The sequence below is a fragment of the Exiguobacterium sp. s43 genome (assembly GCF_018617255.1).
GTDB lineage: Bacteria > Bacillota > Bacilli > Exiguobacteriales > Exiguobacteriaceae > Exiguobacterium > Exiguobacterium profundum.
Map to the genome: position 1 here is coordinate 1,296,129 of NZ_JACSJT010000001.1, position 26,219 is coordinate 1,322,347.

The 26,219-nt window shown below is 44.6% G+C and carries 21 protein-coding genes and 2 pseudogenes; 12 read left to right on the forward strand and 11 right to left on the reverse strand.

Annotation, left to right across the window (positions count from 1 at the left end; all coding sequences use genetic code 11):
* Positions 1-49: 49 nt before the first annotated feature.
* The 4 genes and pseudogenes from KNO79_RS06665 to KNO79_RS06680 form a co-directional block, all read left to right on the forward strand.
* Positions 50-568: an RNA polymerase sigma factor gene (locus KNO79_RS06665; protein ID WP_214690909.1), complete on the forward strand. Its 519-nt coding sequence runs from the start codon at positions 50-52 to the stop codon at positions 566-568.
* Positions 565-1,578, forward strand: a complete 1,014-nt coding sequence (locus KNO79_RS06670; RefSeq protein ID WP_214690910.1) for a DUF4179 domain-containing protein — start codon at positions 565-567, stop codon at positions 1,576-1,578. The genes KNO79_RS06665 and KNO79_RS06670 overlap by 4 nt, the downstream gene beginning before the upstream one ends.
* A gap of 104 nt (positions 1,579-1,682) precedes the next feature.
* Positions 1,683-4,646, forward strand: coding sequence for a Tn3 family transposase (locus KNO79_RS06675; protein ID WP_214690911.1), 2,964 nt, complete (start codon positions 1,683-1,685; stop codon positions 4,644-4,646).
* Positions 4,647-4,719: 73 nt separating this feature from the next.
* Positions 4,720-5,732: pseudogene (locus KNO79_RS06680) on the forward strand (IS3 family transposase); the annotation flags it as partial.
* A 79-nt stretch (positions 5,733-5,811) separates the two neighbouring features.
* Here the strand turns inward: KNO79_RS06680 and KNO79_RS06685 are convergent.
* The 7 genes and pseudogenes from KNO79_RS06685 to KNO79_RS06715 form a co-directional block, all read right to left on the reverse strand.
* The gene (locus KNO79_RS06685; protein WP_214690912.1) at positions 5,812-6,273 is read right to left on the reverse strand and encodes an NUDIX hydrolase; all 462 of its coding nucleotides are present in this window, start codon (positions 6,271-6,273) and stop codon (positions 5,812-5,814) included.
* 25 nt (positions 6,274-6,298) lie between these two features.
* Positions 6,299-6,811: a hypothetical protein gene (locus tag KNO79_RS06690; protein WP_214690913.1), complete on the reverse strand. Its 513-nt coding sequence runs from the start codon at positions 6,809-6,811 to the stop codon at positions 6,299-6,301.
* Between the two features lie 200 nt (positions 6,812-7,011).
* Positions 7,012-7,746: a hypothetical protein gene (locus tag KNO79_RS06695; RefSeq protein ID WP_214690914.1), complete on the reverse strand. Its 735-nt coding sequence runs from the start codon at positions 7,744-7,746 to the stop codon at positions 7,012-7,014.
* On the reverse strand, positions 7,667-8,077 hold the full coding sequence (locus tag KNO79_RS06700) for a DUF58 domain-containing protein (protein ID WP_251125239.1): 411 nt from the start codon (positions 8,075-8,077) through the stop codon (positions 7,667-7,669). The genes KNO79_RS06695 and KNO79_RS06700 overlap by 80 nt, the downstream gene beginning before the upstream one ends.
* 96 nt (positions 8,078-8,173) lie before the next feature.
* A pseudogene (locus KNO79_RS06705) lies at positions 8,174-8,584 on the reverse strand (DUF3916 domain-containing protein); the annotation flags it as partial.
* Positions 8,585-8,661: 77 nt separating this feature from the next.
* A complete protein-coding gene (locus KNO79_RS06710; protein WP_214690915.1) occupies positions 8,662-9,129 on the reverse strand; it encodes a DinB family protein in 468 nt (155 codons plus the stop codon).
* Between the two features lie 105 nt (positions 9,130-9,234).
* Positions 9,235-10,497, reverse strand: a complete 1,263-nt coding sequence (locus KNO79_RS06715; protein WP_214690916.1) for an NCS2 family permease — start codon at positions 10,495-10,497, stop codon at positions 9,235-9,237.
* A 282-nt stretch (positions 10,498-10,779) separates the two neighbouring features.
* Between KNO79_RS06715 and KNO79_RS15630 the strand changes: the two genes are divergently transcribed.
* From KNO79_RS15630 to KNO79_RS06730, 4 genes are all read left to right on the forward strand, one after another.
* Entirely contained in the window at positions 10,780-10,902 is a 123-nt protein-coding gene (locus tag KNO79_RS15630) for a hypothetical protein (protein WP_255349577.1), read from the forward strand.
* 370 nt (positions 10,903-11,272) lie between these two features.
* Entirely contained in the window at positions 11,273-11,833 is a 561-nt protein-coding gene (locus tag KNO79_RS06720) for a VanZ family protein (RefSeq protein WP_214690917.1), read from the forward strand.
* 20 nt (positions 11,834-11,853) lie between these two features.
* Positions 11,854-12,534 carry a response regulator transcription factor gene (locus tag KNO79_RS06725; RefSeq protein ID WP_214690918.1) on the forward strand — a complete coding sequence of 227 codons (681 nt, stop codon included), beginning with the start codon at positions 11,854-11,856 and terminating at the stop codon, positions 12,532-12,534.
* Positions 12,524-13,666, forward strand: a complete 1,143-nt coding sequence (locus KNO79_RS06730; RefSeq protein ID WP_251125238.1) for a sensor histidine kinase — start codon at positions 12,524-12,526, stop codon at positions 13,664-13,666. Before KNO79_RS06725 ends, KNO79_RS06730 begins: the two co-directional genes overlap by 11 nt.
* A gap of 141 nt (positions 13,667-13,807) precedes the next feature.
* Here KNO79_RS06730 and KNO79_RS06735 read toward each other — a convergent pair whose 3' ends face one another.
* Positions 13,808-15,310, reverse strand: a complete 1,503-nt coding sequence (locus tag KNO79_RS06735; protein ID WP_214690920.1) for a PH domain-containing protein — start codon at positions 15,308-15,310, stop codon at positions 13,808-13,810.
* A complete protein-coding gene (locus KNO79_RS06740) occupies positions 15,307-15,834 on the reverse strand; it encodes a PH domain-containing protein (RefSeq protein ID WP_196430714.1) in 528 nt (175 codons plus the stop codon). Before KNO79_RS06740 ends, KNO79_RS06735 begins: the two co-directional genes overlap by 4 nt.
* Before the next feature lie 353 nt (positions 15,835-16,187).
* Between KNO79_RS06740 and KNO79_RS06745 the strand changes: the two genes are divergently transcribed.
* Together KNO79_RS06745 and KNO79_RS06750 are read left to right on the forward strand one after the other, a co-directional pair.
* Positions 16,188-18,182 (forward strand): hypothetical protein, encoded by a 1,995-nt coding sequence (locus tag KNO79_RS06745; RefSeq protein WP_214690921.1) that lies wholly within the window; start codon positions 16,188-16,190, stop codon positions 18,180-18,182.
* A gap of 18 nt (positions 18,183-18,200) precedes the next feature.
* The gene (locus KNO79_RS06750) at positions 18,201-19,055 is read left to right on the forward strand and encodes an ATP-binding cassette domain-containing protein (protein WP_214690922.1); all 855 of its coding nucleotides are present in this window, start codon (positions 18,201-18,203) and stop codon (positions 19,053-19,055) included.
* A gap of 746 nt (positions 19,056-19,801) precedes the next feature.
* On the opposite strand, the gene KNO79_RS06755 is transcribed toward KNO79_RS06750, so the two are convergent.
* A complete protein-coding gene (locus KNO79_RS06755) occupies positions 19,802-20,893 on the reverse strand; it encodes an FUSC family protein (RefSeq protein WP_214690923.1) in 1,092 nt (363 codons plus the stop codon).
* 175 nt (positions 20,894-21,068) lie between these two features.
* Here KNO79_RS06755 and KNO79_RS06760 point away from each other — a divergent pair, with 175 nt between their 5' ends.
* Entirely contained in the window at positions 21,069-21,689 is a 621-nt protein-coding gene (locus KNO79_RS06760; protein WP_159562291.1) for an NAD(P)-dependent oxidoreductase, read from the forward strand.
* A gap of 16 nt (positions 21,690-21,705) precedes the next feature.
* On the forward strand, positions 21,706-25,092 hold the full coding sequence (locus tag KNO79_RS06765) for a dynamin family protein (protein ID WP_214690924.1): 3,387 nt from the start codon (positions 21,706-21,708) through the stop codon (positions 25,090-25,092).
* 145 nt (positions 25,093-25,237) lie between these two features.
* On the opposite strand, the gene KNO79_RS06770 is transcribed toward KNO79_RS06765, so the two are convergent.
* Positions 25,238-26,218, reverse strand: a complete 981-nt coding sequence (locus KNO79_RS06770; RefSeq protein ID WP_214690925.1) for a Gfo/Idh/MocA family protein — start codon at positions 26,216-26,218, stop codon at positions 25,238-25,240.
* Between the last annotated feature and the right edge of the window lies 1 nt (position 26,219).

Below are 26,219 nucleotides of genomic sequence, written 5' to 3' on the forward strand. Positions count from 1 at the left end.
ATCCTTTCAAATGCTCTAACAGTACGTAAGGAAAAGAGAGGTGCTACCAATGGAAAATGACATTTTAGTGAAAAAAGCACAGAAAGGAGATGGGGAAACATTTATACAGTTAATTCAGCAATATGAGCTGATTTTATATCGTACTGCTAAACGACTCGGTTTAAAAGACGAGGACATTGCGGATTTACTGCAAGATACAATTATGATCGCTTTTGAAAAAATTAAAACTTTAAAAAAGGGTCAGTATTTTAATACCTGGATATGCCGAATTTTATTGAACAATTGCTACCGTTTTATGAAAAAGAACAAGCCTTTAGTAGCAATGGATGAAGCGATTCTGAATAATTTATCGCATCAGGATTTTTTGTCGGTAGAGTTAGACGAGGCACTAGGTAGCTTAGATGATAACCACCGTATCGCCCTCACTCTTTATTATGTTAACGGCTTTACAACAAAGGAAATTAGTGAATTTCTACATGAATCCGAAGGCACAATCAAATCGCGAATTTCTAGGGCGAAAAAGCAATTAAAAAATACGTATTATTTGGAAGGAGCTAATTTAGTATGAAAAAAAATATAGACGACTTAATGCGTGAAGATATGAATAAAGAGCAACAATTACCAGCCTCAATTCGTTCAGCTTTTGACCAATCTTATGCACAAATTCGCCAGCAATCAAAGAAAAAGACAACGAAACCTTGGTTAAAGCCTGTATCAGCTGCAGTAGCAGCGATCGTTTTGAGTGCTACGGTGTTACTGACAAATGATACCGCATTAGCGAAGTTACAAGCTTTTCTAGGTTTAAATGATTCTGGAATAGAAATTGCAGCGATGAATGGGGATATACAAAATCTCGCACAAGTACAACAAGATGAAAATATTACGATGACATTAGAAAATCTCTTTGTCGATGCATACCGTTTTGGTTTACAGTTTACAATGGATTCTAAGGATATTTCTGCAGACGATTTAAATAGAATCGAGTTTGAATATCGACTATTTGATGCACAAGGAAATGAAATTAGTGCTCTCATTTCAGATACAAAACCATATACAGGACAGGAGGTCTTAAGTGGCATGGATTTTAAACTAGCAGATGTCAGCAATAACCGTGCAACAATTGAAATGATTGCAACTGCAAATCAGCGTGAAGTACCTTCTTTAGAAGTAGCACGATTAGTCGTAGAAACGGTTCATATTTCTTCAGATAAAAGTGGTGTGAAATCGATAAATGGTCATTGGGAATTTAATTTAGCATCACCGACAATCGTGAAACAACAGTACATTGCAACGAATAGCGTTCCGGGGCTTACAATAAACGAAGCAGTCGTTACAAATGGCTCTTTGCACCTTACTTATACAATTGATGAAATAAATGTAGGTGAAACGATTGCTCATGATACAGCATTAATTAATGAATTGGGCGAAGCGTTTTATGCATCAGGAAATAGTTATAAAGAGATTGATGGAAAAACTGAAGTAAGTCTTGTTTTCCCTTACAGCGTAAGAAGTGAACAGCAAGCACTTGCTTTAAAAGTGAAAGACTATAAGGAATTGAAATTAATTACTAAAGAATAATTAATACACAAAGTTAAAAAACTATCTTATGATAAGCAGTCCACTGGCCATTAAAATGACAGTGGACTTGCTGTATTTATAATTAATTATTAGGCTGGTGAACTATGAAAACTTCGAGAGGACGCGAACTACTAACTGACAATCAACGAACTGAACTCATGCAAATCCCAACGGATGACTGGATTTTAGGGACATACTATACGTTTTCAGAGCAGGATTTGGCCATCAATTTAAAGCGAAGACGTGAGGACAATCGCTTAGGCTTTGCCGTACAGCTTGCGGTTTTACGCTATCCGGGATGGTCCTATACCCACCTTAAAAGCATCCCACATAGCGTTATTCAGTACATTGCTCAACAAATCAATGTCCCAGCAGGAGCCATTCATTCTTATGGGCAAAGAGAAAATACGTTATGGGATCACTTAAAAGAAATTCGTAAAGCGTACGGTTATCAGGAATTCACAAGTAAGGAATATCGGCAGCTTTCAAAGCACCTGCTACCACTGGCCTTAGAGAATGGGGATTCGATGTATTTATTAAATGCATGCTTTGACTACTTACGCCAACAGAAAATCATTTTTCCTGCCTTAACAACGCTTGAACGGGTTGTATGGGAAACACGTGACCGAGCTGAAGAAAGGATATTTAATCAGATTTATTATGCGCTAACACCTACGCAAATAGAGAAATTAGAAACATTGGTTGTGCCAGCGAGTGCAACAGAATCGAATAAAACACCGCTTGGCTGGCTGAAAGAGCCGATGGGGTTCCCTTCACCAGATACCTTTTTAAAGGTCATTGAACGGTTAGAATTTATACGAGATATGGCGTTAAATGATCATTCATTACGTACGATTCATCGAAACCGGTTAAGCCAGCTCGCTCGACTTGGTACACGCTATGAGCCGTATGCGTTTCGCAATTTTAAAGAAAATAAACGCTACGCCATTTTAGTTGTGTACTTGCTGCAACTGGCACAGGAATTAACCGATAAAGCCTTTGAAATTCATGACCGGCAAATTTTAAGCTTATTATCCAAAGGACGTAAAGCTCAAGAAGAAATCCAGCGGAAAAACGGCAAGAAATTAAACGAAAAAATTATTCATTTCACAAATATTGGACAGGCACTTATTAAGGCAAAACAAGAGAACTTGAATGTTTTTGATGTATTAGAATCCGTTTTAGAATGGGATACATTTGTTACGTCCATTGAAGAAGCAAAGGAGCTTGCACGACCATCGGATTACGATTATTTAGACTTGCTGCAAAAACGCTTTTATGCCCTTCGTAAATACACACCAACGTTGTTACGTGTACTCGATTTTCTTTCAACAAAAGCAAATGAACCTTTACTAGAAGCCGTTGAGCTATTACGTGAGATGAACGATGCGGGGAAACGAAAAGTGCCTATTGATGCACCTATCAACTTTATTTCTGCACGTTGGAAAAAGCATTTATATGAGGAAGACGGCTCCATTAATCGTCACTATTATGAAATGGCTGTTTTAACCGAATTACGTGAACACGTACGAGCTGGGGATATTTCCATTGAGGGAAGTAAGCAATACCGAGATTTTGAGGAATATTTATTTACAGCTGAACAGTGGCATGCTGACAAACAACAAACACGACTTGCTGTCCCTATTGCTTATGAAGAGTACTTGCAAGAGCGAATAGCAAGCTTAGAGGAACGTTTGAAATGGTTAACTACTAATTTAAAAGACTTAGATGGCGTTTCACTTGAAAAAGGACGCTTATCGTTAGCTCGATTAGAAAAAGATATTCCCGCAGAGGCACAAGCGTATAGCGCAAATTTATATAAGTTGTTACAACGTATTAAATTAACGGACCTTTTAATGGATGTTGCATATTTAACAGGCTTTCATGAGCAATTTACACATGCTTCATCAAATCGGAAACCCGACAAAGAGGAAACGGTGTTGTTCATGGCTGCTTTAATTGGCATGGGGACCAATATTGGTTTAAGTAAAATGGCTGATGCAACACCAGGTGTAACCTATAAACAGTTGGCCAATGTCGCTCATTGGCGTATGCATGAAGATGCAATGAATCGCGCACAAGCGACCTTAGTGAATTATCAGCACCGGTTAAAAATGGCTTCGTATTGGGGAGACGGTACAACATCTTCCTCCGATGTTATGCGTATGCAAGTAAGCGTTTCTTCCTTACATGCAGAAGCTAATCCTCATTATGGTACAGGGAAAGGTACAACAATTTATCGTTTTACAAGCGACCAGTTTTCATCTTATTACACTAAAATTATTCATACTAATTCAAGAGATGCGATTCATGTGTTAGATGGCTTATTGCATCATGAAACGGATTTAATGATTGAAGAGCATTATACAGATACAGCGGGCTACACAGATCAAATTTTTGGTTTGACACATCTATTAGGCTTCAAGTTTTCTCCAAGAATTCGAGATTTATCGGATGCCAAGCTATTTACTTTTAAACAAATGAAAGAGTATCCCAAATTAAATGCACTCTTACGTGGCCAAATAAATACAAAAATCATTCAGGAAAATTACGAAGAATGTCTACGTTTAGCACACTCTTTACGCGAAGGAATCGTGTCTGCCTCCCTCATCATGGGCAAACTAGGGTCTTATGCAAGACAAAATAGTTTAGCCACAGCCTTAAGAGAAATGGGACGGATTGAAAAAACGATTTTCATTTTAAACTATATTTCAGATGAGGCACTACGAAGGAAAATTCAAAAGGGCTTGAACAAAGGTGAGGCAATGAATGCTTTAGCACGTGCGATTTTCTTTGGGAAACAAGGCGAGCTGCGAGAACGAACAATGCAGCATCAATTACAACGTGCGAGCGCCCTAAATATGATCATTAACGCCATTAGTGTTTGGAATACGATTTATTTAACGGAGGCACTTGAACATCAAAAGAGCCAAGGGCATTTCAAAGAAGAGCTACTGCCCCATATTTCCCCACTCGGTTGGGAGCATATTAATTTCTTAGGTGAATACCACTTTAGATCAGAAAGTAGCCACAATCCAAAGGAACTTCGCCCATTACGAATTCCTTAACGTTGTTAATATAGGCGTTTCCGTCAGAAAAAATCCCTTAACGTTGTAAATCCGCATTTTTCTGACGGGACCCCTAAGCGAAGAAGAGAAGCTTAAGCGCCGTATCCAGCAAATGGAGCTTGAGAATGAACTTCTTCGTGCGGACATCTTGTTTCTAAAAAAGTTAGAGGAGATCGAGAGGAGGTCATAATCAGCCAGGTACGGCTACAGCAACGATATATCGCCATCAAAGAATTGAACGAAGAGGAGACCCCTTCGATCGTGCTCCTCTGTCGAGTCGCCGGCATCTCACGGGCGGCCTATTACAAATGGTTGAATCGCACCATACCGGTGCGTCAAGAAGAGAACGAGAAGCTTCTGGGGGACATCCGTCTACTCTATGACCAGGCGAACGGCACATACGGGTACCGTCGGATCACGATGACGATCAACCGGTTGCGTCGACAACAAGGACTGTCCCCGTTCAATGAAAAGCGAGTCTATCGCTTGATGCATATCCATGGGATCCAATCGATCATCCGCCGGAAGCGGAAGAAGCATAAGAAGTCAACGCCGCAGCACGTGGCCGAGAATCTGATGAACCGAGAATTCAGTACATCCCGGCCAGACGAGAAATGGTGCACCGACGTCACCGAGTTCAAATACGGCGCCGGGAAGAAGGCCTACCTGAGCGCGATCATCGACCTGTATGACGGCTCGATCGTCGCCTATCGCATCGGAAAGTCCAACAACAACGCTCTCGTCTTCCAGACGATGATGCCAGCCATCACGGGGCTCCGCACAGGAGCGCGTCCGATGATCCATAGCGACCGAGGGTTCCAATATACCTCGAGAGGGTTCAAACGCATGGTGGAAGACGCGGGACTGACCCACAGCATGTCCCGGGTCGGACGTTGTCTCGACAACGCCCCGATCGAGAGTTTTTGGGGCACCTTAAAAGTGGAGATGTACTACCTGCGTGAGTTCCAGGCCTATAGCGAACTCACAACGGCCATCGAGAACTACATATCGTTCTACAACCACGATCGTCTCCAGAAACGACTGAACGGCTTGAGACCTGTATTCGACAGGGCTCAAGCCGCTTAGGCTGGTTTTCATTATTTACCCTGTCTACTTGACGGGGAGCAGTTCAGCGTATGAGGGGTTGTTCGTCGCGAGATGAATATCACTTCACGACCGGGAGATTGACCTGATCGACCCAATCGTCAATGAACCGACGTTGATGTTGATGTAATCGTGGTAGGTCTTCTCTTGAGAAAAATCGATGTTCATGACTTTCGTCTGTCAATTGAGCGATTTCTCCTGAGAATGAATGGGTGTAAAAGATGACTTGAACACTATAGACGCGATCACCGTTTTCATAAGTGGCATATCCCTCATCACCGGAATAGATTCCGAACAGTTTCAAACTATCCACGGAGAGCCCCGTCTCTTCAAGAGTTTCACGGATGGCTGTCTCTTCAAATGATTCTCCAGGCTCCATAACGCCACCGGGGATTCCCCAAACATGATGATCTTTTCGGTGTTGCAACAAAATTTGATTGTCCTGTTCGATGAGGACTCCACATCCTACAGTGATTAATAGATTCGATCCGATTAATTGACGCATATGCTGTATGTAACTCACTACACTACCCCTCTTTATTTAGAATTCAAAAAATCTTGATCTCCCCATTCACATGATCAATGAAATAGTACGTATCGTTAGCATCATGTGCGAGTATGAAATTTCCTAGTATATTTGGATGAAATTCAATAGTGAACGTCTCAAGCGTCTGCTCGTATGTCGGATATGAAAGGGACTGCCACACATTCTTCGCCTTCGGAATCTGAAGCTGAGGCAATAAGTCGTCTTCAATCAATCCTTTCCAATCTGGGTTATGCAATATAAAGCGAAACACGTTTTCAAATGGAGCAAACGTCCCACCTAAACCAAACGCCAATTTGATGGGAAACGCACCTCTAACCACATGTTCAAAAAATGTCTCAATTTGGACAATACCAGTTGTCGCGACACGTCTCACTTGGTTTCCTTGAAGCGTCAACCCGTCTTCGGAATAGCTCAGAATCCAATCCCTCTCTCCTCTTAAGACGATGACCTCATTTGAAGAAAGCGTCAATTCCGACTCTAACACCTCACGATTTTTGATGGTTTTGGTCGTCACATGCTCTTCTTCCTGACTTTTAAAAGAGAAGCGACGTTTTCTCAAATCCCTTACAGTCCGCTTACGTTCTATAAGTAATGGAAACTGTTCATTCTCCAAATGGCGAAAAATCAAGTAGGTTGCTTCTCTGTCTCTCAATGCATGACTCGGTATGACCACTAAGTCTAGTGGATTATGATGATTGGATAAGTCTTTTGACATCATGTTGCTTTTCGTCTCTTGAGGAACCAATATCCGAATGGCAATATCGCTAACACAGCAAAGCCAATCAATCGGTTGGTATTCGATGTTGGCTTGTTTGACTCTTCCTCATCCGAATGGACTGATGATGAGTCGCCTGCTCCACCTATCATTCCTTCTTCGGCATCCCCTTCAATACTTTCATTCTCTTCAACCAATAATACTTGAAACGCCTCAGTTGAAATTTCATCTCCGCTAATCATCTGTTTTGTATTAGATGTCAACGCCGTCAACATGTCCCCTTCGTAATCAAACCACGTCGACGCTTCTGAGTATTTCACGAGATTGCCTTTTACGTCCGTCAACGCTTTAGGGGTTTCTTTGTCTGAACCGAACGTTGAGAACGCATATGTACCCGCTGATTGTTCATATGTTCCGATCACGTTGACCGGTTCATCATCTTGAAAAACGGTCGCCACAAATTCTTTTGTTGGGACGAACGTACATGTTTCTCCCGTTTTGTAACAAGAGGAAGACGGTACGTATGTCTCGAGTAGTGGCCCAAAAGTGATGTTCTCACTGTCCGTCATATGATAATTAGCCGGATCATCTCCCTGAATATGATCCATCACAATGTTATAAAAATATGCATCTGCAAAACGTTCCGCCGAGGATTCAGTCATCTCGGCTGATACGGTCCTCGTGCTTGCAAGCAGTCCGACACAACATATGAGTAAGCCCGTCATTCTTCGCATGTGTTTCTCCTTTCATCACCCTGATGACTTCAACAACATCGCGTAATTGTTTTCTTCCTTCTCCAAGTACAATATGGTCGATTTGGCTGTGTTGGTCGAGCCGGTTGATCAACATCTCCACATTACAGTCTTTTTTAATCAAGTAAGAGACCCAATACGCCGTCTGTTGAATCAAATCTTCGTATTGAGCATGGAGCCCATTCCCGAGCGGACCGCTCAAATCAAGAGAGACTGTGAACGTGTCGAGATTTTGACGTTCGTAAACTTTTACCTGTACACAACCGACCTTTGATGTGGCGACCCAGTCGATTGTTTGGCAGGATCCTCCCATAGTTTTAATCCTTTATTTAAAAATAGGATTAAAAGGATTATACCATTCAATTTAACGGAATATTCAGTTATTTTTAGACAAAAGAAAAATGCCCGTTCATTGAACGAGCATCCACCATTCTCTACCTTCATCTTCTTCGTCGAACAACCATCCTTCAAATCCATACACGCGAATATCCTGGTCGCTACGGATGTCCCATTGGTTGATAAACGTTTTGACATGTAGAATCGGGATCCATTTTTGATGGGATGAATCACGCCGCACAAACGTTTGTAACTCCTTTTCATCTTCAAACACGAGAAATTCAGAGTTCCAGAGTGTAGGAAAATCTAGCAGCACGACAACTCGCATTCGCTCATCCACACGCAACTCTACTAGTCGTTTCGCTTCATCGAGCAGAACATGGATGATTGCCTGTTTGATTTGGGCACTGTGTTGAACATCCAATAAAAAAGTTTGTTCGACCGGAATCTTGGTATTCCAATTACCATTATGAAACTCATTTGGAAAATCATGATGATTTTCTTACATATTACGCTGAAGACGAATTAACTTTCGTTTTAGACCACGCACTTTCCGATGTCTCATTTCAGGATGGACTCGACTTGCTTCATATGGTGCCGGTCATGCCCGATGAATTCTTCGATGATTACGTGCAGTGAGTATGGGACACCTTGATTTGGATCATGAGAGACTCCGTTCGCTGACGTCTTAAAAGTCAACGTCTCTTCACTTAAGGACTCGAGCATGTTGACGAGCGTTTGTCGACTGCTAAGGGATTCTTTCAAAACCGCGTCACCTGTCAATTTTTCCGCCCTTTTCGTCGCCCGTGCGTTAAACGAGTCAAAGTCAGGGAAAATCATTCCTTCCCCGTTCTTCACCGATGGGATGATGACATTCAAAAGATGGTTGTCCCAATGGGCGATATGTAAAACGATTTGCTTTATGGACCACTTCTCCGAGTTTATCTGTTCATTCCAATCGGATTCACTCAGCTTTCCTAACGAATCGAGCCATTCTGTGTACGATGCGAATTCTTTAATAACTTGCATCAAATCCCCTCCCCGTTCTCTTCATATTACTGCGATTATAGCACGAACGAGTCTTTTCAAATCAAAAAACGGCACCGTTCTTCATGAACGATGCCGTGCGTATCTCTATAACCAGACTGGTAATGAGAAGAAAACTAAGAACAATACGGTCAAGACACCGACGACCGGACTGAGTGACCGGTAGCCCTTCTTGAACAAGACAATCATCGTGTAGGCGATGAACCCGAGCCCGATGCCATCGACGATGGAATACGTGAACGGGATCATGATGATGACAAGGATTGCCGGGAAGGCATGCTCCCAGTTATCGAGTGGCAAATGCTTCACGTTCTGGAACATCATCATCCCGATGATAATCAACACCGGAGCGATCGCCGTCACCGGAATGATTGCAAAGAGCGGTAGCAATAAGAGTGATACCACATACAATCCAGACGTGACGAATGAAGCAATCCCACCTCGTGCACCGACCGATATGCCGGCAGCCACTTCGACCGTCGAGACGGTCGGGCTTGACCCGAACATGGCCCCGGCCATCGTCGACAGACCTTGTGCAATGAGACCTTTCGGCGCATCCTTTTCTTTGTCGATTGCACGTGTCTGATTCTGAATCAAGCTGATATTTTCAATCAACAAGACGAGCGTCAGTACACCCACCGCGACTAAGAAGAGCGGAGAAGCAGATTCTGCGAACGAGATGTTCCCAAATACCGTGCCAAATGACTCGAAAAACGGTGACAATGAGAAGCTTCCCGTCCACTCCAGCGTTCCCATCACGGCGCTGAGACCGACACCAAAACCGATTGTCCATAGGAAGCTGCTCGGTCCCATCTTCAAGAACAACAAGATGGCGACGAAGAGTGATAAAAAGGCCACCTGGACGTTACGCTCTCCGAGGTCACCGATGTGAAGCAATGCCCCACCCCCACCTGAGACAATTCCTGCCGCCTCAAGACCAATCAAAATGAGGAAGAGACCGAGACCGACCGTCAATCCGTCATGAATGATCGGTGGAAACGCGTTCGCCAATTTCCTAGCCACTTTGGTGACCGTCAACAATACGACGAGTACACCTGAGACGAACGAGACAGCGAGCGCGCTTTGCCAACTCAATCCCATCTGTAGGACGAGCGTGTACGTGAAGAGCGCATTAATCCCCATTCCCGGTAACAAGAGAAGCGGCAGATTGAAGAATCCCGCAATCAATGTCCCGATGATGCTTGTCAAAATCGCTCCGACGAGCGCCCCCTCGAACGGGAGTCCAGCTTGTGTCAAGATTGCCGCATGCACGGCCGGGATGTATGCTGTCGCCAGGAAGTTCAGCACGCCCCCGTATGTTTCTGTTTTCCATTCTGTTTGTTTTGCCATAGGAATCAATCCTTTATTGGCACCCTCACCCACCCGTGTATACACACGAGATTGATTATATCCTGTCAGACATCTAACAAGCAAGAGCGATTCGACTCAATTCCTTCTTTGGACCCATTTATGAGACCGATTCCATCAAAAGATTCATTTTACAAAACAAGAACGTTTGTTCTTATTTTTAGCGCGTTTTTGCGAACAAATCTGTTATAATGAAGGGGCAGGTTAACGCAGCAATAGTGGGGTCAGCCGCCAAGTCCACAATGGAGGAAGGCGGTGGTGCGGATGGAACAACTTTGGACCTGGGTCGGGGATTATGTGATGATCCCAATCCTCGCTCCGATCATCGTTCACTTGGTGATTCACCGAACATCCGATCGTGCAACGTCTGAACGCACAAAAAAATGACCCCCTCGGCGCAATGAGATGGGTCACTTTCTGATTCACTAACCATTGTGGCGGCTGGGACCACTCTTAAAGTGGTAGCCTGTAAGCCAGAGGTCGGTGTGTCCAGCACCGGTCTCTTTCTACTTGCATCATACCATACTTGTTCCCATTTTTCAGCAACAGAAACGCGAAAACGGTGAAGTTGACGTGACGAATGATATCGGGACGCCCGACATTATTCCGAGAGCAAGCTTCTTGATTGATTGTTCTACAGTTCGAGGCAACGCAAAGCGCTTTACCTTTTTTAGATTTCATTTATGACTCCTTTAAGAATTCTTTAAATCTGCCATCTACACTGAAGACAGTTCAAATTCTTAGGAGGTTTATTCCCATGTATAATCAGAATTATTCAGTTATGTTCACAATCGAATCAGGAGTCGTTCTCATCCCACTCGCCATCCTCGGACTCATCACGTTACTCGTCTGGTCGTTTCGCAAGAAACATGTAAAAGTCACACAAACCATTTTGCTTCTATCATTCGGGATATACTTATTAGGTGTCCTTCACTTCGTTTTTTTCCCGATTGACGTTAACTTAGGAAAATATGCGAACCAAGTACCATGGTGGAAAACGATTAATTTTATTCCGATTTTGACCATCGACTTGTATTCGTTTGTGTTGAATATCGTGATGCTCCTCCCGTTAGGCTGTTATCTTCCATTTTTGAAACCGTCGATCACGAAAAAAGAAGTACTTAAATTAGGATTTCAGTTTAGTCTGATTCTTGAACTGATTCAATTATTGGTGCGTACGACACTAGGCAGTGGACGAAGCACGGATGTGAATGATTTATTGGCAAATGCGTTCGGCGCGCTCTTAGGGTTCTTACTCGTTCGCTTCGTCGTCCAATACGCTCCGTTCCGACGTTTGTATCAGAATTTCCAACTTTAATTCGCGAGGGAGTTTCAAGCATGACAAAAATCTTGTTAGTGGATGATGATGTCCAAATCGCAGAACTGATTGATGTGTATGTAAAAAATGACGGGTATCACACGACGATGGCAACCGATGGGGAAATGGCGCTTGACTTGTTCAACCAAGAATCGTTTGACTTAATCATTTTAGATTGGATGATGCCTCGGATGGATGGGCTTGAATTTTGTAAGCGTGTGCGCCAGACGAGCCAAATTCCGATCTTAATGGTCAGTGCCAAAGTGGGTGATATGGATAAGATATTGGGATTGACGACGGGAGTCGATGACTACATCATCAAACCGTTCAATCCGCTCGAGTTGATGGCACGTATTAAAGCATTGCTGCGCCGTTCAAACTATAACCGACCAAGCAAGTCCTCAAGTGTACAAGCTGGCCCCTTCCTCATCGATCGAGCCAGCCACACCGTCATGATGCAAGAGCAGACGATTCGATTGACAGCACGTGAATTTGAGATTTTGTATTTACTAGCGAAACATAAAGGCCGGGTGTATAGCTCTGAAGAAATATTTGAGGCTGTCTGGCAAGAGCATGGCGTCGGGTCGAATCAGACGGTGATGGTTCATATCAGTAACATCCGTGAGAAATTACATGCCGTCGTGCCACATGAGGTCATCATTCATACGGTGTGGGGAGTGGGATATAAAATTGAGACATAATATATGGCGCGTCATAACGTTCATCCCGATGTGGAAACGTCTGCTGTATGTATTGATTGCGTTTGGGGTCGCCACACTGAGCGGTGCTCTGTTACTGCCTGCCGTGTGGTACTTCGAGGAGTCATCACGATTTATGGAGAGTCTGATCATCGTGTTGTCGTATTTCCGGGAAGGTGTCATCGTCATGTTTTACAGTCTGATGGTCATCGTTTGTCTCGTGTTGATTTATCAATATGAGCGTAAACGGTATTTACAGTTTCACATTGAGCGGATGACTTCACTTGTCGAAGAACTCCATGCCAATCGTGATTTGGTTGAACCATCTGTCCCGCCAGAGCTAGAGCAGTTGATGGCGACTGTTCGCGCCATCTCAGACAGTGCAGCAAAGGCGGAGCAGGAATTGGTTCAAGCGGATCGTTTGAAGCACGAGCTCGTGGCCAACGTCGCCCACGATTTGCGCTCCCCGCTCACGTCAATCACGGGTTATCTTGACTTGATTCACAGCGACCGTTACCGGGACGAGGTGGAGTTGCGTCATTACATCCAAGTCATTCATGAGAATGCGACCCATCTGAAAGGCTTGATTAACGATATCTTTGACTATACATTTCTGCAAAACGACCGAATCGCGCTGCAAACAAGTGAGGTCCATCTCGATGAATTGCTCAATCAGCTCATCATGCAGTCGACATTACGTCTCTCGGAAGTTGAAATGGAAGCTCGATTCAGTTCCTCAGCCAAACGACCCATCGTTGAGGGTGATGCGTTGAAGCTCGTGCGCGTATTCGAAAACATACTCGAGAATGCGATTCGTTACGGGCGTGACGGAACGTATATCGATACGTTCATTGAAGATACGGATGAAGTGGTTCTTATCAACATGACGAATTACGGCGAGGAGGCCATCCCCTCACGTGACATCCCATATGTGTTTGAACGATTTTTTAGAGTGGAAAAGTCACGCGCACATTACACCGGCGGATCAGGTCTCGGTCTCGCCATCGCCAAGTCCATCATCGATTTACATGAGGGCGAGATTCACGTAACGAGTCAACCAAGAGAAACGACGTTCACAATCATTCTCCCTAAAGTCTCTTCCAATGCTGTTCATGAAAAATCATGGCTCGTGTGACCTACACGCGCCATGATTTTTCATGAACACAAAAGAGAATCAACTTCAAGCTTATGTCGGAGCGAGCCCCTTAAGCCGATTAAAAAAGACGAGCCACTCGCAACACGAGGGGGCTCGTCGATCACCTGACTGGGTTATCCGTTAGCCCGGTGTTTTCATATCTTCCTGTACCGTATAGCGAGAGAACCAGTTCAGCATGGCGTCCGCCTCTTCTTTCGGGATATCATCGATGGTCTCGACTGATAAGAATCCTCCACGTGTCGAGAACTGCACCGTACATAACCCGAAACGGCGCTGCAAGAGCGATTGCTTCACTTGAATCTGTTCGATCCGTGGTTTGTCCGTCAAGAATGAGCGGACGTTAAACGCTCCCGTCCGTAACTGGATGAATTGATCCGTGCGGACATATTTTGTGGTGATGTAACTGAGGACGCGTCCCCCGATGATGATGACCCATAAGAGCATGAGCCACCAGGCATACTCTCGGAAGAAATAAAGCACGAGTCCTGAGATGATGAAGCCGAACCAGCTGATTCGGAGTAGTTTGATTCCTAAGGCACGTCTCGGTAATCGATGTAGTTCGTCCGACCATGTGAAGTGCGTGAAGTGTTCACGGAGCACCCGCATCGCTCGGTCACGACGAACGAACGGCAGAATCGTCGACGATTCGTCCTTCAACTCATCCATTGTCCCTGCTGCGACGAGTTCGACCCCGACGATGTGGAACCAACGACGAATGAACGTCTCTTTGATACGAATCGCTTGGATCTTCTCATATGGGATTTCTTTCGCACTCCGGTTCAACAATCCCTTCTCGACGCGAATGCGTTCCCCTCTCCGCTCAAGTCGGAAGTTCCCATACTTCAAGAAATTGATGACCATGCCGATCACGATTGATACCATCAACACTCCGATGACGAGAAGACCGATGGCGATGATGGACGCATGGACGACATAATCTTCGACTTGATTAAACGCCCCATCCAAGTTGATGAAGTCGTCGATTGACGAGATAACCGTCGAGGCGACCGGGAAGATGGCGAAGACAGAGAGCGACGTGATGGATGCCAATACGATTTCGCGCGTAGATAAGGCGTACAATAGACGACTTGGTACCGGTGCTGCCTGTGCAGGTGTCTCATCCGACTCTTCTGAGTCATCTACCGCTACTCCGCTTTGTTTCCGATGACGGACCTGTTCGAGAATCTCTTCCAGTCGTTTGGCTTCAGTCGGGAAGACACCCGCTAATTTGAAAGAAGCATCGTCACTGTTGGCATTCGTATCGAACGTCAATTCGACGACACCAAGCAACCGATAGAGGAATGGACTGTTCGAATGAACACTTTGAATCTTATAGAGTGGAAGCGATTTTTCTTTTTTCAACCAATTCCCTTCGATGACATAGACAGTCTTTTCATCGAGGGCATATCGGAAGTTTAACCATCCGAAGAACTTTTGAACAATGTCGAGTAATAGGAAGAGTAAAATCCCGACTCGGATGATGATACCGAATGTCGAGTCCCAGTCGTTATTGAGCACAAAGAGTAAAACGATTGGAATGGCGAATGACTTGATGACTTCGAGAATACGCAGCACCAAAACGCGACTCGGGAGTCGATGCCATGTTAACGCGGTCTCGGTCATACGACATCCTCCTCTTCAATGCGTGCATAGATGGCAATCTGTTCACGGAGTGTCTTGGCGAACGACTCTTCAATCGCATAGATTTCGTGAGAACCGGCCGCTGTCCCGATGGTGATGGTCTGTAACCCGTATTTACGGAGAAGCGGTCCTTGTTCCGCATGAACATATTGGACCTTTGTCATCGGGATGAGCACATCGTGTGTCGTGATGATCCCATGGTGAATCCGAATCTCGAGTGGCTGAACGTCATACGTGAATCGTTCTTGTTTCCACTTTTGGAACCAGATGAGATCAATCAAACTATAGACGACATCGATGACGAGTAGCACGATCAAACCAATCTGTATCCAAGTCGGCCAGTCGAACCAGTAAGCGGCCGCTACGAGAGCTCCTGTGACAAGAAGTCCGATGAGATAAAAAATCGCACTTGATAACCGGAAGACGGCACGTGCCTCGATTGGAAGTGTGCCGCTGATTCGTTGTGGTGTGACACCTTCTTCAGGTGTCGGTGTTGTTTCTGACATGGTGAATCCCCCTATCGTCTTATGTATCTGTCTTTATTGTATACGCATTTCTTCTCGAAAAGTTTCAGGATTCGGTCTGGAATGTACTTAAGACTTCATAAAAACTCGTAAAATAATGGATAATACAATCTTTTTCATTTCCCTGCCCCTTCAAGTGTAGATAATGACAACGAATCGGTTGACGCAGACAATGATTTTTCTAGACTAACACAACTTGAGATTATTACCAAATAATTCATTAATCCTTTATTGACTCATATATAATTGGATTTTATTTACACCTTAGGATATAGCTGAGATAATTAAATCAATATCGTTATCAATTCAATCACTTCACAATCATCGAGGTAACTATGAGACAAAACATATTAAAAGAATTAATTCCTTTTTATTTTAGACAGATGAGCCGAAATGAATTCTATTTGATTGCACTTATCTTTATCCCGATTGTCCTCATATTTAAAATCGTTGCGAACGTGAACGATCCGTTCGAGTACATGATGTTTCCTGATGTCTTAGAAGGCATAGTGATTCCTATTCAAGGTGTTATGTTGATTGTCAGCGTAGTCATGTATCGTCTTACTTCAGATGAGGCACAATACAGAAGTCAATTGACTCTTCCGAACATTGTGTGGATTCAATTTCAAAAGATTGTCGCCATACTCTTCATACATACGTTCTTTTCATTTTGTGCCATCTTACTCGGGCTTCTACCTGTCGTCACTTATTTCTCATTTAATCAAATCGAAACATGGTCCTTTTATCAGCAGCTATTATTCCATTCACTTACTTTCTATCTACTTCCACTACTAATTGCATCGGTATGGGGAATCAATGTGGGTCTCCTGTTCGGAAAAAAGCGAAGCGGCATTCTCGTCCTCTTTATCCTATGGATATTGTTCGGACCACTGAATACAGAGATTTTTTCTGAGTTCTTCTTAGAAAAAGGATTTAATAGCCCGAATGCTTTCTTCTTTTTCGGACCTCTACAACCTGAGGTCATCTATTACGAACTAACAGGTTTTTTGAGTAGCAACGCACTATTTATTAAGAACATGTTGATTTTATGTTTTCATTTTGGACTCACCCTATGGATCATATCGTGTTGGGCAATCAGAAGGAGTCATCGTATTCAGATGACAGTCTTGGCAATTATGCTGTTCTTAGTGATTGCATCTAGTGCTTCTTTCGCATTAAGCCATGACCAGTTGGTATTCGATCGTTCTCTCGATACGGAAACGACAAAACATTATGAACTACCTTATCCATATGATTTTTCACAAATAGATTCACTTTTGAACTTTGAAATAATCAATGTTCAGTTGAAATTAGCGAAGCAATCACATGGTCAGTTCGAAGTGGAAGCAGACTATACTTTAGTTTCGAGTACAGAAACTATTGTGTTATCGCTCTATCATCCTTACGAGGTAAAACATATCAGTGTAAACCAGCGAGAAGTCTCGTTCCATCAAGTTGGAGATTTCATCGAGATTGAGGCTGTAACGCTCGGAGTACCAACTGCATTGTCTGTCCGATATACAATCCCAAACACAAGTCAATTCCCAATCACTAATGAAGTAACTTATCTGCCTGCTTGGTTAAACTGGTATCCAACAAAACAATCTTATCCAAACAGCAGACTCGGGTCTGAGAACTTTAAACCTGTGATTAATCGAACGAATAGCTTACCTGTCACGTTGCATTATTCGCCACAATCTAAGTTTTTAACAAACCTTATCGAGCAAGCTCCTGCTCATTATGAAGGTGTACAGGCAGGGGTGACGTTGTTTGAGGGATCATTTGAAGCGTATCAAGCGGAAGATCAAGAAATAATCGTCGATCAGTCATGGACACCACCATACTCGTATTGGCCGATTCTAAAAGAAACGCTTCAATCAATTCATGAACTCACTGAAAGAGAGTTTGGCATATCAAGCTCCTTGCCTGATAAGATCATCCTCCTATCGCCTAATCTTGAGAAATTCAGTTACCGAGATAATCAGCATTTACTCCTTCATGTGGGGAGCAATTTACGATTAGATCATGACCTACCAGAAGTCGTTCGGGCATACATGCCTGCCTTGTTTTGGTCACATTCAAACACAGACAGCCAAATCCAGCCGACACGAGCGGCATTCGATGATGCGATGGCTTTTTGGCTGTCAGTCGAATTGAATCTCCCCTCACCGCTCGAACCAGACCCTTTCTTCTTAGAATCAATTCTTAACGGGGAGGAACTGAGGACATCTAAAAAGCAAATATCTGAATTCATGCAATTGACTCATCAACAGCAACTCATCTTTTTGAAAAAATGGTATCGGGATTTGAACAGTGCGTCAAAAGTATAAGTGATTTGGAGGTACACCATGATACAAGTGGAACACATCGTGAAAAGGTACAAGAAACATATGGCTCTCGATCATGTCTCGCTAAACATTGAAGGGATATATGGTCTCCTTGGGTCGAACGGAGCGGGAAAGACGACATTAATGAAAATCATTTGCGGGCTAACGAATGCGTCCGGTGGAGATATCCGGGTGAACGGTCAATCAATGATGAAACGTAAATATGCAGATACAGCTGGAATAATTGGTTTCTTAGCCCAAGACTTTAATGTTTATCCTTCCTTGTCTGTAAAAGAAGTTCTCTTTCATCTAGCCCTATTGCAAGGTATCGTCGACCGCAAGAAACAAGAGAGTGTCATTCAACAAGCGTTAGAAAGAGTCAACTTGACCGATAAATCCCACCTGAAGATGGAAGAACTATCAGGTGGGATGCGACGCCGCGTTGGGATTGCTCAATTGTTGCTGCGTGAGCCGGAGATACTCGTCTTCGATGAACCGACTGCAGGCCTTGATATCGAAGAACGAATCCGCTTCCGAAACCTTCTTCGCGACTTAAGTCATGATCATACAATCATTATTTCTTCACATATCGTGGAGGATATTGAGTTCTTGTGTACGAAGATTGGACTCTTATCCGATGGACACGTCTTATTCGAAGGCACACCTGAGGAATTGAAGAAGAAAGCAGAAGGTTCGTTGGCGGAAGCGCAAATCAATCTTATAGAATTGAATAAATGGGTGAAAGATCATGATGTAGTACATATCGAAGAAACATCAGACGGAGCCTGTATCCGATATTTTGATGAAGAGAAAGGCGATGCGAAAATCGTTCCTCGGCTTTCGGATGGTTACTTAGCTGTGATGAGGGCGCAATGATGGATATATACCGTTTACTAAGAATTCAATTGTTTGAATGGAGATATCAGCGGTTACTCGGGATTATTCCGCTATTTGTATTCTGCGCTTCTCTTCTTGTTATAGTTAGGGACAGTTCTGAACTGCACCTCAGTATACAGATTGTCCATTCTCTCTATCTGCCTTGGATTTCATGGTCTGTCATTCTCTATTTTCAGCCGTTATATGACACAGGGGCTTATTACACATTAATCCCACACTACCGAAAATGGATTAGTTTAAACTTCGTGTTCCTGTTCACATTTTATGTTATGGGGTATCTTTTATTGCTATTTAATATTGATGGTGCGTTCCGATTGCTTCAAACAAATCCATTAATACTAGTTCACCATCTACTTTTGCTAACTCTCTTTTGGTGGCTTGGAGCAGCTCTGGTACTTCTTCTAAAAAGCTTCGAGTATGCGATTGCCCTCGTACTAACCTATACACTCATCGAGGTTATTACACGAGGTGAGTTTATGCCTTGGCCGCACATCTTTTACTTCCATGAGTACTATGATCTTACAATTTATATACAAAAAATCAGTTTGATTGTGTTCATTTCCTTAGTTTTTGTTTGTCTGGCACTTGTACGTTTGTACAAAAGAGATTGAAGAGGTTCATTCGTCTTTTATATAGGTCATTCTATAAATATTTTATACACACAAAAACCTAAAGGTGCACACGGTTTCGAGTACTCCTTTAGGTTTTCTATCAATCTTTCCTTCTCAGTCTTCAAAAAACCATTTCTTACGTGGTTCCACTTTTAGGTTGTCTCCATGTTTCTTCATTTCCGTGACAAGATAGCGTTCGAGTTCATTCATTGCCTTGACCCAGTCGGTCATCGTCGCCACGAGCGGCACGACGATGAGAATGAGTTCTTCCTCTTCTTCTCGCATCCTCTCAATCATTAACTTCGCAAAGTCAAAGTTCTCATGGATGAGATCCTCTTCCCGATCGATGAGGTGCTCGTTCTCAAGCTCGTAGGCTGAAAACAGACGCTCATGTCGACGCAACAAGTGACGAATGTGGCGATACAGCTCTTCGCTCAATTGTGGAGGAAGTTGTTCAATCGTATGAAAATCATGATCGAGCTTCTCGATGACATGGAGCGCGGCACGGTTCGTCTCAATCATTTTAGACTTCAGGACAGCTCGACGGAAGATCGGTGTCTTCTTCTCAAGCCATCGATTCGCTTTAATTTCTTCTTCAAAATAGGCGTACGTTTGTTTTGAGTCGCTATGCAACTTTTTCGTCTCTGGTAACGAGTCGAATGAGGAGCGGCCGCCTTCCGTCTCCGCAAACAAGCGTGCGATCCGAACAACCATTTGAAATGTGTCGGTGATTTGTGCTTCGAGTTTCCGCTCGTAGCGAGGTGGGAACAATAGTGCATTCACAATCAATGCGACCGTAATCCCCATCATAATGAGTAGATAACGTTCGCCCGCAAACACCCACACCGGCATATCCGACTGGCTCGCCCCTTCCATGATGAGAATCGTCGTCAAGATGACGGTCCGTGTCGTCGATTCTAAATTTAAAAAGAGAAGAATAGAGATGGCGATGATGATGACGAATCCGATAGCGATTGGTGTCGGATTCGGAGTGAGTAGCAGAAATCCGACGGAGAGTAATGCTCCAATCAGGTTCCCTTTCATCTCTTCGATTAAGCGAAGCCCAGTCTGATAAACTGACGGCAGGAGCGCGAGTGACGCAGCGAGTGCCGGGACGACGATTTGTTGGAATTGAAATGCCTCGGCAATCAGTAGGACGATTGCGACCGATAGCCCAGTCTTAATTGTTCTAGCCCCAAATTTCATGTAATGGTGCCTTCCTCTCTTACACCTGTCATATGTATTTTTTGCCTTCTTCCTCAATTCTAAAACGTACCATATTCTTTTCAAGGGGAAATGAACCATTTCAGGCAGTTTTGTGAACGCTTCCGTGTTATGATGGCGTTGGATATTTCTTTCATCTTGATGGGGAGGGGTTTACTTGTCAACAATTGCTTTATTCGGTGGAAGTGGCCGTACTGGGGAACGGGTGCTTGAACGCCTACTCAAAAAGGGACATCGTGTCACACTGCTAACGAGACAATCGCTAGGTTCCAATGAAGAAATCGATGAAATTTTAGGAGATGCGACCGATCGAGACGCTGTCTTTGAAACGGTTCGATCTGCAGATGTTGTCATATCGGCATTAGGGACGGACAAACAAAACGTATTATCAACATTCACACCACTCGTGATCGAAGCGATGAAACAGTTTAATGTGACACGCATCATCACGGTCGGGACCGCAGGCATCTTGCAGGCGCATGACAGCGACAACTACCGCTTTGAAACGAAAGAATCGAAGCGTACGATGACAACCGCAGCCGAAGATCACGCCCGTGCTTATGAGTTATTACGGGATTCAGGCTTAGCCTTCACGGTCATCTGTCCGACTCAACTGATCGATGAGCAATCTACCGGTGAAATCATCGTGTCAAAAGAGGTATTGGGGACGAAACATTCAGGTCCAATTTCGAGAGATGACGTTGCCGATTTGGTGATGGCTTGTTTAACGGACGATGACTATGTCGGACACCGTGTCGGCATCACGACGGAATCATAATTAGGGGATGGGAAACATGCACGAACAACAAGAACAATTGGCACGACTCGCTTTAACGTTTGAACAAGAGGAGATGACGGACGCTGCACGACTCGCCCGTACCGCCCTACAAAAAGTAACAAATGAAGAAGTATGGATTGCCGTCTGTGGTCACTTCTCAGCCGGAAAGTCGACATTGCTCAATGACTGGCTAGAGGAAGGGTTCCTTCCGACAAGTCCGATTCCGACGAGTGCCAACATCGTCACATTACGGGGTGGCGAATCAGCGGCAGCCGTCGCAATCAATGATACGGATTGGATTTCATTAGATCCTTCTTCCCTATCAAACATCAGTGACTATTGCAAAGTGGAAGAAATCAAGGAAGTCGAGTATACCATCGATCGATTCCCGTTTGACGAACACGTCGTCTTGATGGATACGCCAGGGATCGATTCGACGGATGAACGTCATCGCCAAGCGACAGAACGTTCGCTCTTCTTGGCCGATCATCTGTTCTTCATGATGGACTACAACCATGTGCAATCGGAACAAAACATCGGGCTGATGAAACAATTTAGCCGGGAAGGACGTCCCTACTCCATCATCATCAACCAAATCGACAAGCATGATGAGTGTGAACTCTCTTTCGTGGAGTTCAAAGCGTCATTGACGAAAGCGTTCCGACATCATGACATCGTCCCAAATGACACATTCTACATTTCACTTCGTGATGGGCAACATCCGCATAACGAAGTCGAGCGCTTGCGGTCATATGTACGTCAAGTCATCGACGAGGCAAAACAGCAACAAGTTGAGCATGCGGATGCATTGATTCATACGCTAGTCCGCCGCAACGAAACATCGATTCAATCGATGTTGGACCAATTGCCAACCTATGAAAAGAGCCCGAAGGAAATGCAATCTCGTCTACATCGTCTTGAAAAGAAACGGTCATGGTGGACCTCATTCCGTCGTGAGTTCTTTAAACACCAAACTCCGATCGTTCAAAGTGCGCCGATCATGACTTATGAGTTCCGTGAGTTGTTGCGGTCCTATCTCGAGAGTTGTGCCCCGTCCTTCAAGGTCGGTCTCTTATTCTCAAAAGAGAAGACGAAGCAAGAACGAGCTCGTCGTGAGGAAGTGGCAGTCAAAGAGTTCAACCGTCTGATTGACATGAACTTGCGCCCACATCTCGTGAAGTTCGCGGAAGACATCATCCGAGATTTGAAACTACCTGAAACGTTGCTACCAAAAGGAGATGTCCTCCCGATTGCACCGAATTCACTCATCACCGAACAAGTGAAGTCGGGTGCATCCCTCAGCGGTGATACGGTGTTGCAGTTTAGTCGTGACATCGAGACGGCCCTCGCGTCCTGGGTAACGAAAGTATCGGAACCTTGGGTCCACTCGACGGATACGTATATGAAGGCGGAAGTCGATTTGCGTTTGGAACAATTTACGACTGAAGAGGAAGCGTTGTACGAAGCACTCGATACGGAGGCGTTACGGATTCGTCTTTCGAACCGTTTGGACTCGATTCGAAAATATAAGGAGTTTCAACTTGATTCGAATCAAGTGAATCAGTTGGCTGTTCGAAACTATGTCGATGCAACGTATCTCCCGGAAAAACAGTCGAATGTTGTTGAATCAGAGGTTGCATCGACGTTGATTTTGGAAGATGGTCATCATTTATTTGATTTTGATTTTTCTTATGAAAATGCGGTATGTGAAATATTAGAGAATCATCCGTTATTCCGCTCCCGTGTCTCGACATTACGCAAGAAAATCGAGCGTGCGAAGCATGAACAGTACACGTTCGCCATCTTCGGAGCATTTTCGGCTGGAAAGTCCTCGACTCTCAATGCGCTATTCGGTGAGACGGTATTACCGACGTCCCCTAACCCGTTGACGGCATCCATCACAAAGATCGTCCCGCCGAACGGACGGACAAATCGAACTGCATCGATCACCTTCAAATCACACGATGAACTCGAAGAGGAGTTACAAGGTTATGGGACTTCCCTCGCCTCTCTCGATGTCGATCACCCGTTCGTCAATGCCGTAAAATCGGCACCGCTCGAGTACCTCGGACGAACGGAAGTCGTCGACTATGACACGTTCTGCGCATTCGTCGCACAAGAAGAGAAGAGCTGCATCGTGAAAGAGATCGAACTTTATCTCGACTCACCGTGGGCAGATCGTGGCATCGTCTTCGTCGATACGCCGGGGGCCGATTCACAGTTCAACCGACATAGCGAGGTCCAGTTCGGTTATATGCGTGATGCGGACGCCGTCTTGTTCGTCACCTATTACAACCATGCGTTCACCGAAGCAGACCGGGAGCTCGTCATTCAGCTTGGCCGTGTCCAAGGGACTGGAGATCACGAGATGTTCTTCCTCGTCAATGCGTCTGACCTTGCGACAGATGAAGAAGAACGGGATGCTGTCACGGATTACGTGGCACAACAGTTGACCGCGCTCGGTGTTCGGAGACCGACCGTCCTACCCATCTCAAGCCGAAACGCCATGCAGGGCGATGATGCTGGGTTTGACCGGTTCGTCTCAACACTTGAACGCTATGTCGACAAAGACCTTCGCCTCGCCAACGCGATGCGTATACAGGAAGAAACGACAGCGCTACTCGCTACATTTGATCGTGTATTGAATGAAGCGAAAGAAGACGCGTCGGCGAAAGAACATCGTCGTCAACAATTGATTGCTTTACTCGAGAACCCACCGGCACTCGATATGTCAGCACTCATTGACCTGTTTGATCGGGAAGCGAAAGAACTCCTCGCCCACCTCGAGACGCGTTCGCTCCTCCGCCTCTCGGACTTCGTCAAGGAGACGTTCCATCCGGTCGAGGTCGACGGATCGAGAAAGAGCCTGGAGCGCGCACTCGGACGTACACTCGACAAATACGCCTACGATATCCAGCAAGAGCTCCAAGTGTTCCAGTATCGGTTGGAGCGATATGTTAAACGCGAATTCGTAGCCTTGGTCGAACGGTTGACCGAGCGTCAAGCGTCGCTCCTTCCGACGCTTGAATTTGACCATGACCTCGACGTGGCATGGTTACGAGAGGCTGTCGAACCGATTCATCTCGAGACATCACCTTATCAGTCGGTATTGAAGCGCTATAAGAATGCGAGTCAATTTTTCGAGGGAGACGGACGGACGCAACTGAAGGATGAGTTGACCTCACTTCTTCGCGATATGATTCGGTCGCGTCTTGAAACGATTCATACGAAGCAAATCGAACGGGCCAACACGGAAATCAGTAAAGCTGAAGTCGAGATTGAACGAGAGTGGTCAACTCAATTGAAAGAACTTGCCGATGCAGAGCTCAGCATGTTGACGGACAACCATTCCTTTGATGAGATGCATGAACGTCTCGAATCGCTCAGAAAGGAAACGGTATGAACACATTACTGCTCATCGGACTCATTCCCGCTGTCGTTATGACGATTGTTCTGGGGCTGTTTCTGAGATATCTCTATTTGAACAAAGAATAACGGGAACGGTCCTCGATGCGCACATGACATCGAGGACCGTTTTAAGTTTGTATTTATTTGTCTGCTGGATAGACCACGCCAAGCTGTGTTCGAACGTTCGTCATCACATCAGCAAGACGAATCATGTCATTTGCTGAATGTACAACTGTTTCCGAAGCACTAGCTTCGATCGCACGGACGAATGCTTCGATCTCATATGACATCGGAGCATTCTGTGATTCTGATACGATTTCTGACGTGCCATCTCGCAACTCTAGACGGACTTCATCACACGTCGCAATATCGTCGATGACGATGCGTCCTTTTTCCCCGATGATCTCAGAAGGAGTCGATGTCGCATGAATCTTTGAATGCATGATGATCACATCCAAATCGTCATAAGAGAGAATGACCGTTCCGCTCCCGTCCACTCCAGATTCCAGCTTCACACCGCTCGCCTGGATATCATTTGGTTGACCGAACAGTTTTAAAGCAGGACCAAGGAGATACACACCAAGGTCCATCAACGAACCGTTCGAGAATGCAGGATTGAACGTATTCGGGTTCTCCCCTTGTTTATAGAGGTCATACCGTGAAGAATACTGTGATTTATTAAAGACGGCCCGACGCACCGGAGCAATTCGCTCCATCGCCTTTTGAATCCGTTCAAAATTCGGCATGAACAAGTTTCGAAGTGCTTCAAGTAAGACGACCTGGTTCTCCTTCGCCACTTCAACCAAACGAGTCACTTCCTGGACGTTCGAGGCGAGTGGTTTTTCACAGAGGACGTGTTTGCCATGCTGCATGAACAAGATACTCTGTTCGGCGTGAAGTGAGTTCGGACTCGCAATATAGATGGCATCGATGACATCACTCTTCGCCATCTCTTCAAGTGACGTGAACGTATGTAAGATGGAGTGACTCGCTGCATATTCGTTAGCACGCGAATCCGTGCGCGAATAGAGAGCTGTTACTTCTACGTCATTCAACTGATTGATTGTGTCAATAAACCAGTCTGTGATGAAGTTTGTACCAATAATGCCAAAACGGATCATG

What these genes read in the sequence shown, in the direction of transcription:
- KNO79_RS06665 (WP_214690909.1), top strand. Translation starts at nt 50, where the DNA reads ATGGAAAATGACATTTTAGTGAAAAAAGCACAGAAAGGAGATGGGGAA.
- KNO79_RS06670 (WP_214690910.1), top strand. Translation starts at nt 565, where the DNA reads ATGAAAAAAAATATAGACGACTTAATGCGTGAAGATATGAATAAAGAG.
- KNO79_RS06675 (WP_214690911.1), top strand. Translation starts at nt 1,683, where the DNA reads ATGAAAACTTCGAGAGGACGCGAACTACTAACTGACAATCAACGAACT.
- KNO79_RS06695 (WP_214690914.1), bottom strand. Translation starts at nt 7,746, where the DNA reads ATGCGAAGAATGACGGGCTTACTCATATGTTGTGTCGGACTGCTTGCA.
- KNO79_RS06700 (WP_251125239.1), bottom strand. Translation starts at nt 8,077, where the DNA reads ATGGGAGGATCCTGCCAAACAATCGACTGGGTCGCCACATCAAAGGTC.
- KNO79_RS06710 (WP_214690915.1), bottom strand. Translation starts at nt 9,129, where the DNA reads ATGCAAGTTATTAAAGAATTCGCATCGTACACAGAATGGCTCGATTCG.
- KNO79_RS06715 (WP_214690916.1), bottom strand. Translation starts at nt 10,497, where the DNA reads ATGGCAAAACAAACAGAATGGAAAACAGAAACATACGGGGGCGTGCTG.
- KNO79_RS15630 (WP_255349577.1), top strand. Translation starts at nt 10,780, where the DNA reads ATGGAACAACTTTGGACCTGGGTCGGGGATTATGTGATGATCCCAATC.
- KNO79_RS06720 (WP_214690917.1), top strand. Translation starts at nt 11,273, where the DNA reads ATGTATAATCAGAATTATTCAGTTATGTTCACAATCGAATCAGGAGTC.
- KNO79_RS06725 (WP_214690918.1), top strand. Translation starts at nt 11,854, where the DNA reads ATGACAAAAATCTTGTTAGTGGATGATGATGTCCAAATCGCAGAACTG.
- KNO79_RS06735 (WP_214690920.1), bottom strand. Translation starts at nt 15,310, where the DNA reads ATGACCGAGACCGCGTTAACATGGCATCGACTCCCGAGTCGCGTTTTG.
- KNO79_RS06740 (WP_196430714.1), bottom strand. Translation starts at nt 15,834, where the DNA reads ATGTCAGAAACAACACCGACACCTGAAGAAGGTGTCACACCACAACGA.
- KNO79_RS06745 (WP_214690921.1), top strand. Translation starts at nt 16,188, where the DNA reads ATGAGACAAAACATATTAAAAGAATTAATTCCTTTTTATTTTAGACAG.
- KNO79_RS06750 (WP_214690922.1), top strand. Translation starts at nt 18,201, where the DNA reads ATGATACAAGTGGAACACATCGTGAAAAGGTACAAGAAACATATGGCT.
- KNO79_RS06755 (WP_214690923.1), bottom strand. Translation starts at nt 20,893, where the DNA reads ATGAAATTTGGGGCTAGAACAATTAAGACTGGGCTATCGGTCGCAATC.
- KNO79_RS06765 (WP_214690924.1), top strand. Translation starts at nt 21,706, where the DNA reads ATGCACGAACAACAAGAACAATTGGCACGACTCGCTTTAACGTTTGAA.
- KNO79_RS06770 (WP_214690925.1), bottom strand. Translation starts at nt 26,218, where the DNA reads ATGATCCGTTTTGGCATTATTGGTACAAACTTCATCACAGACTGGTTT.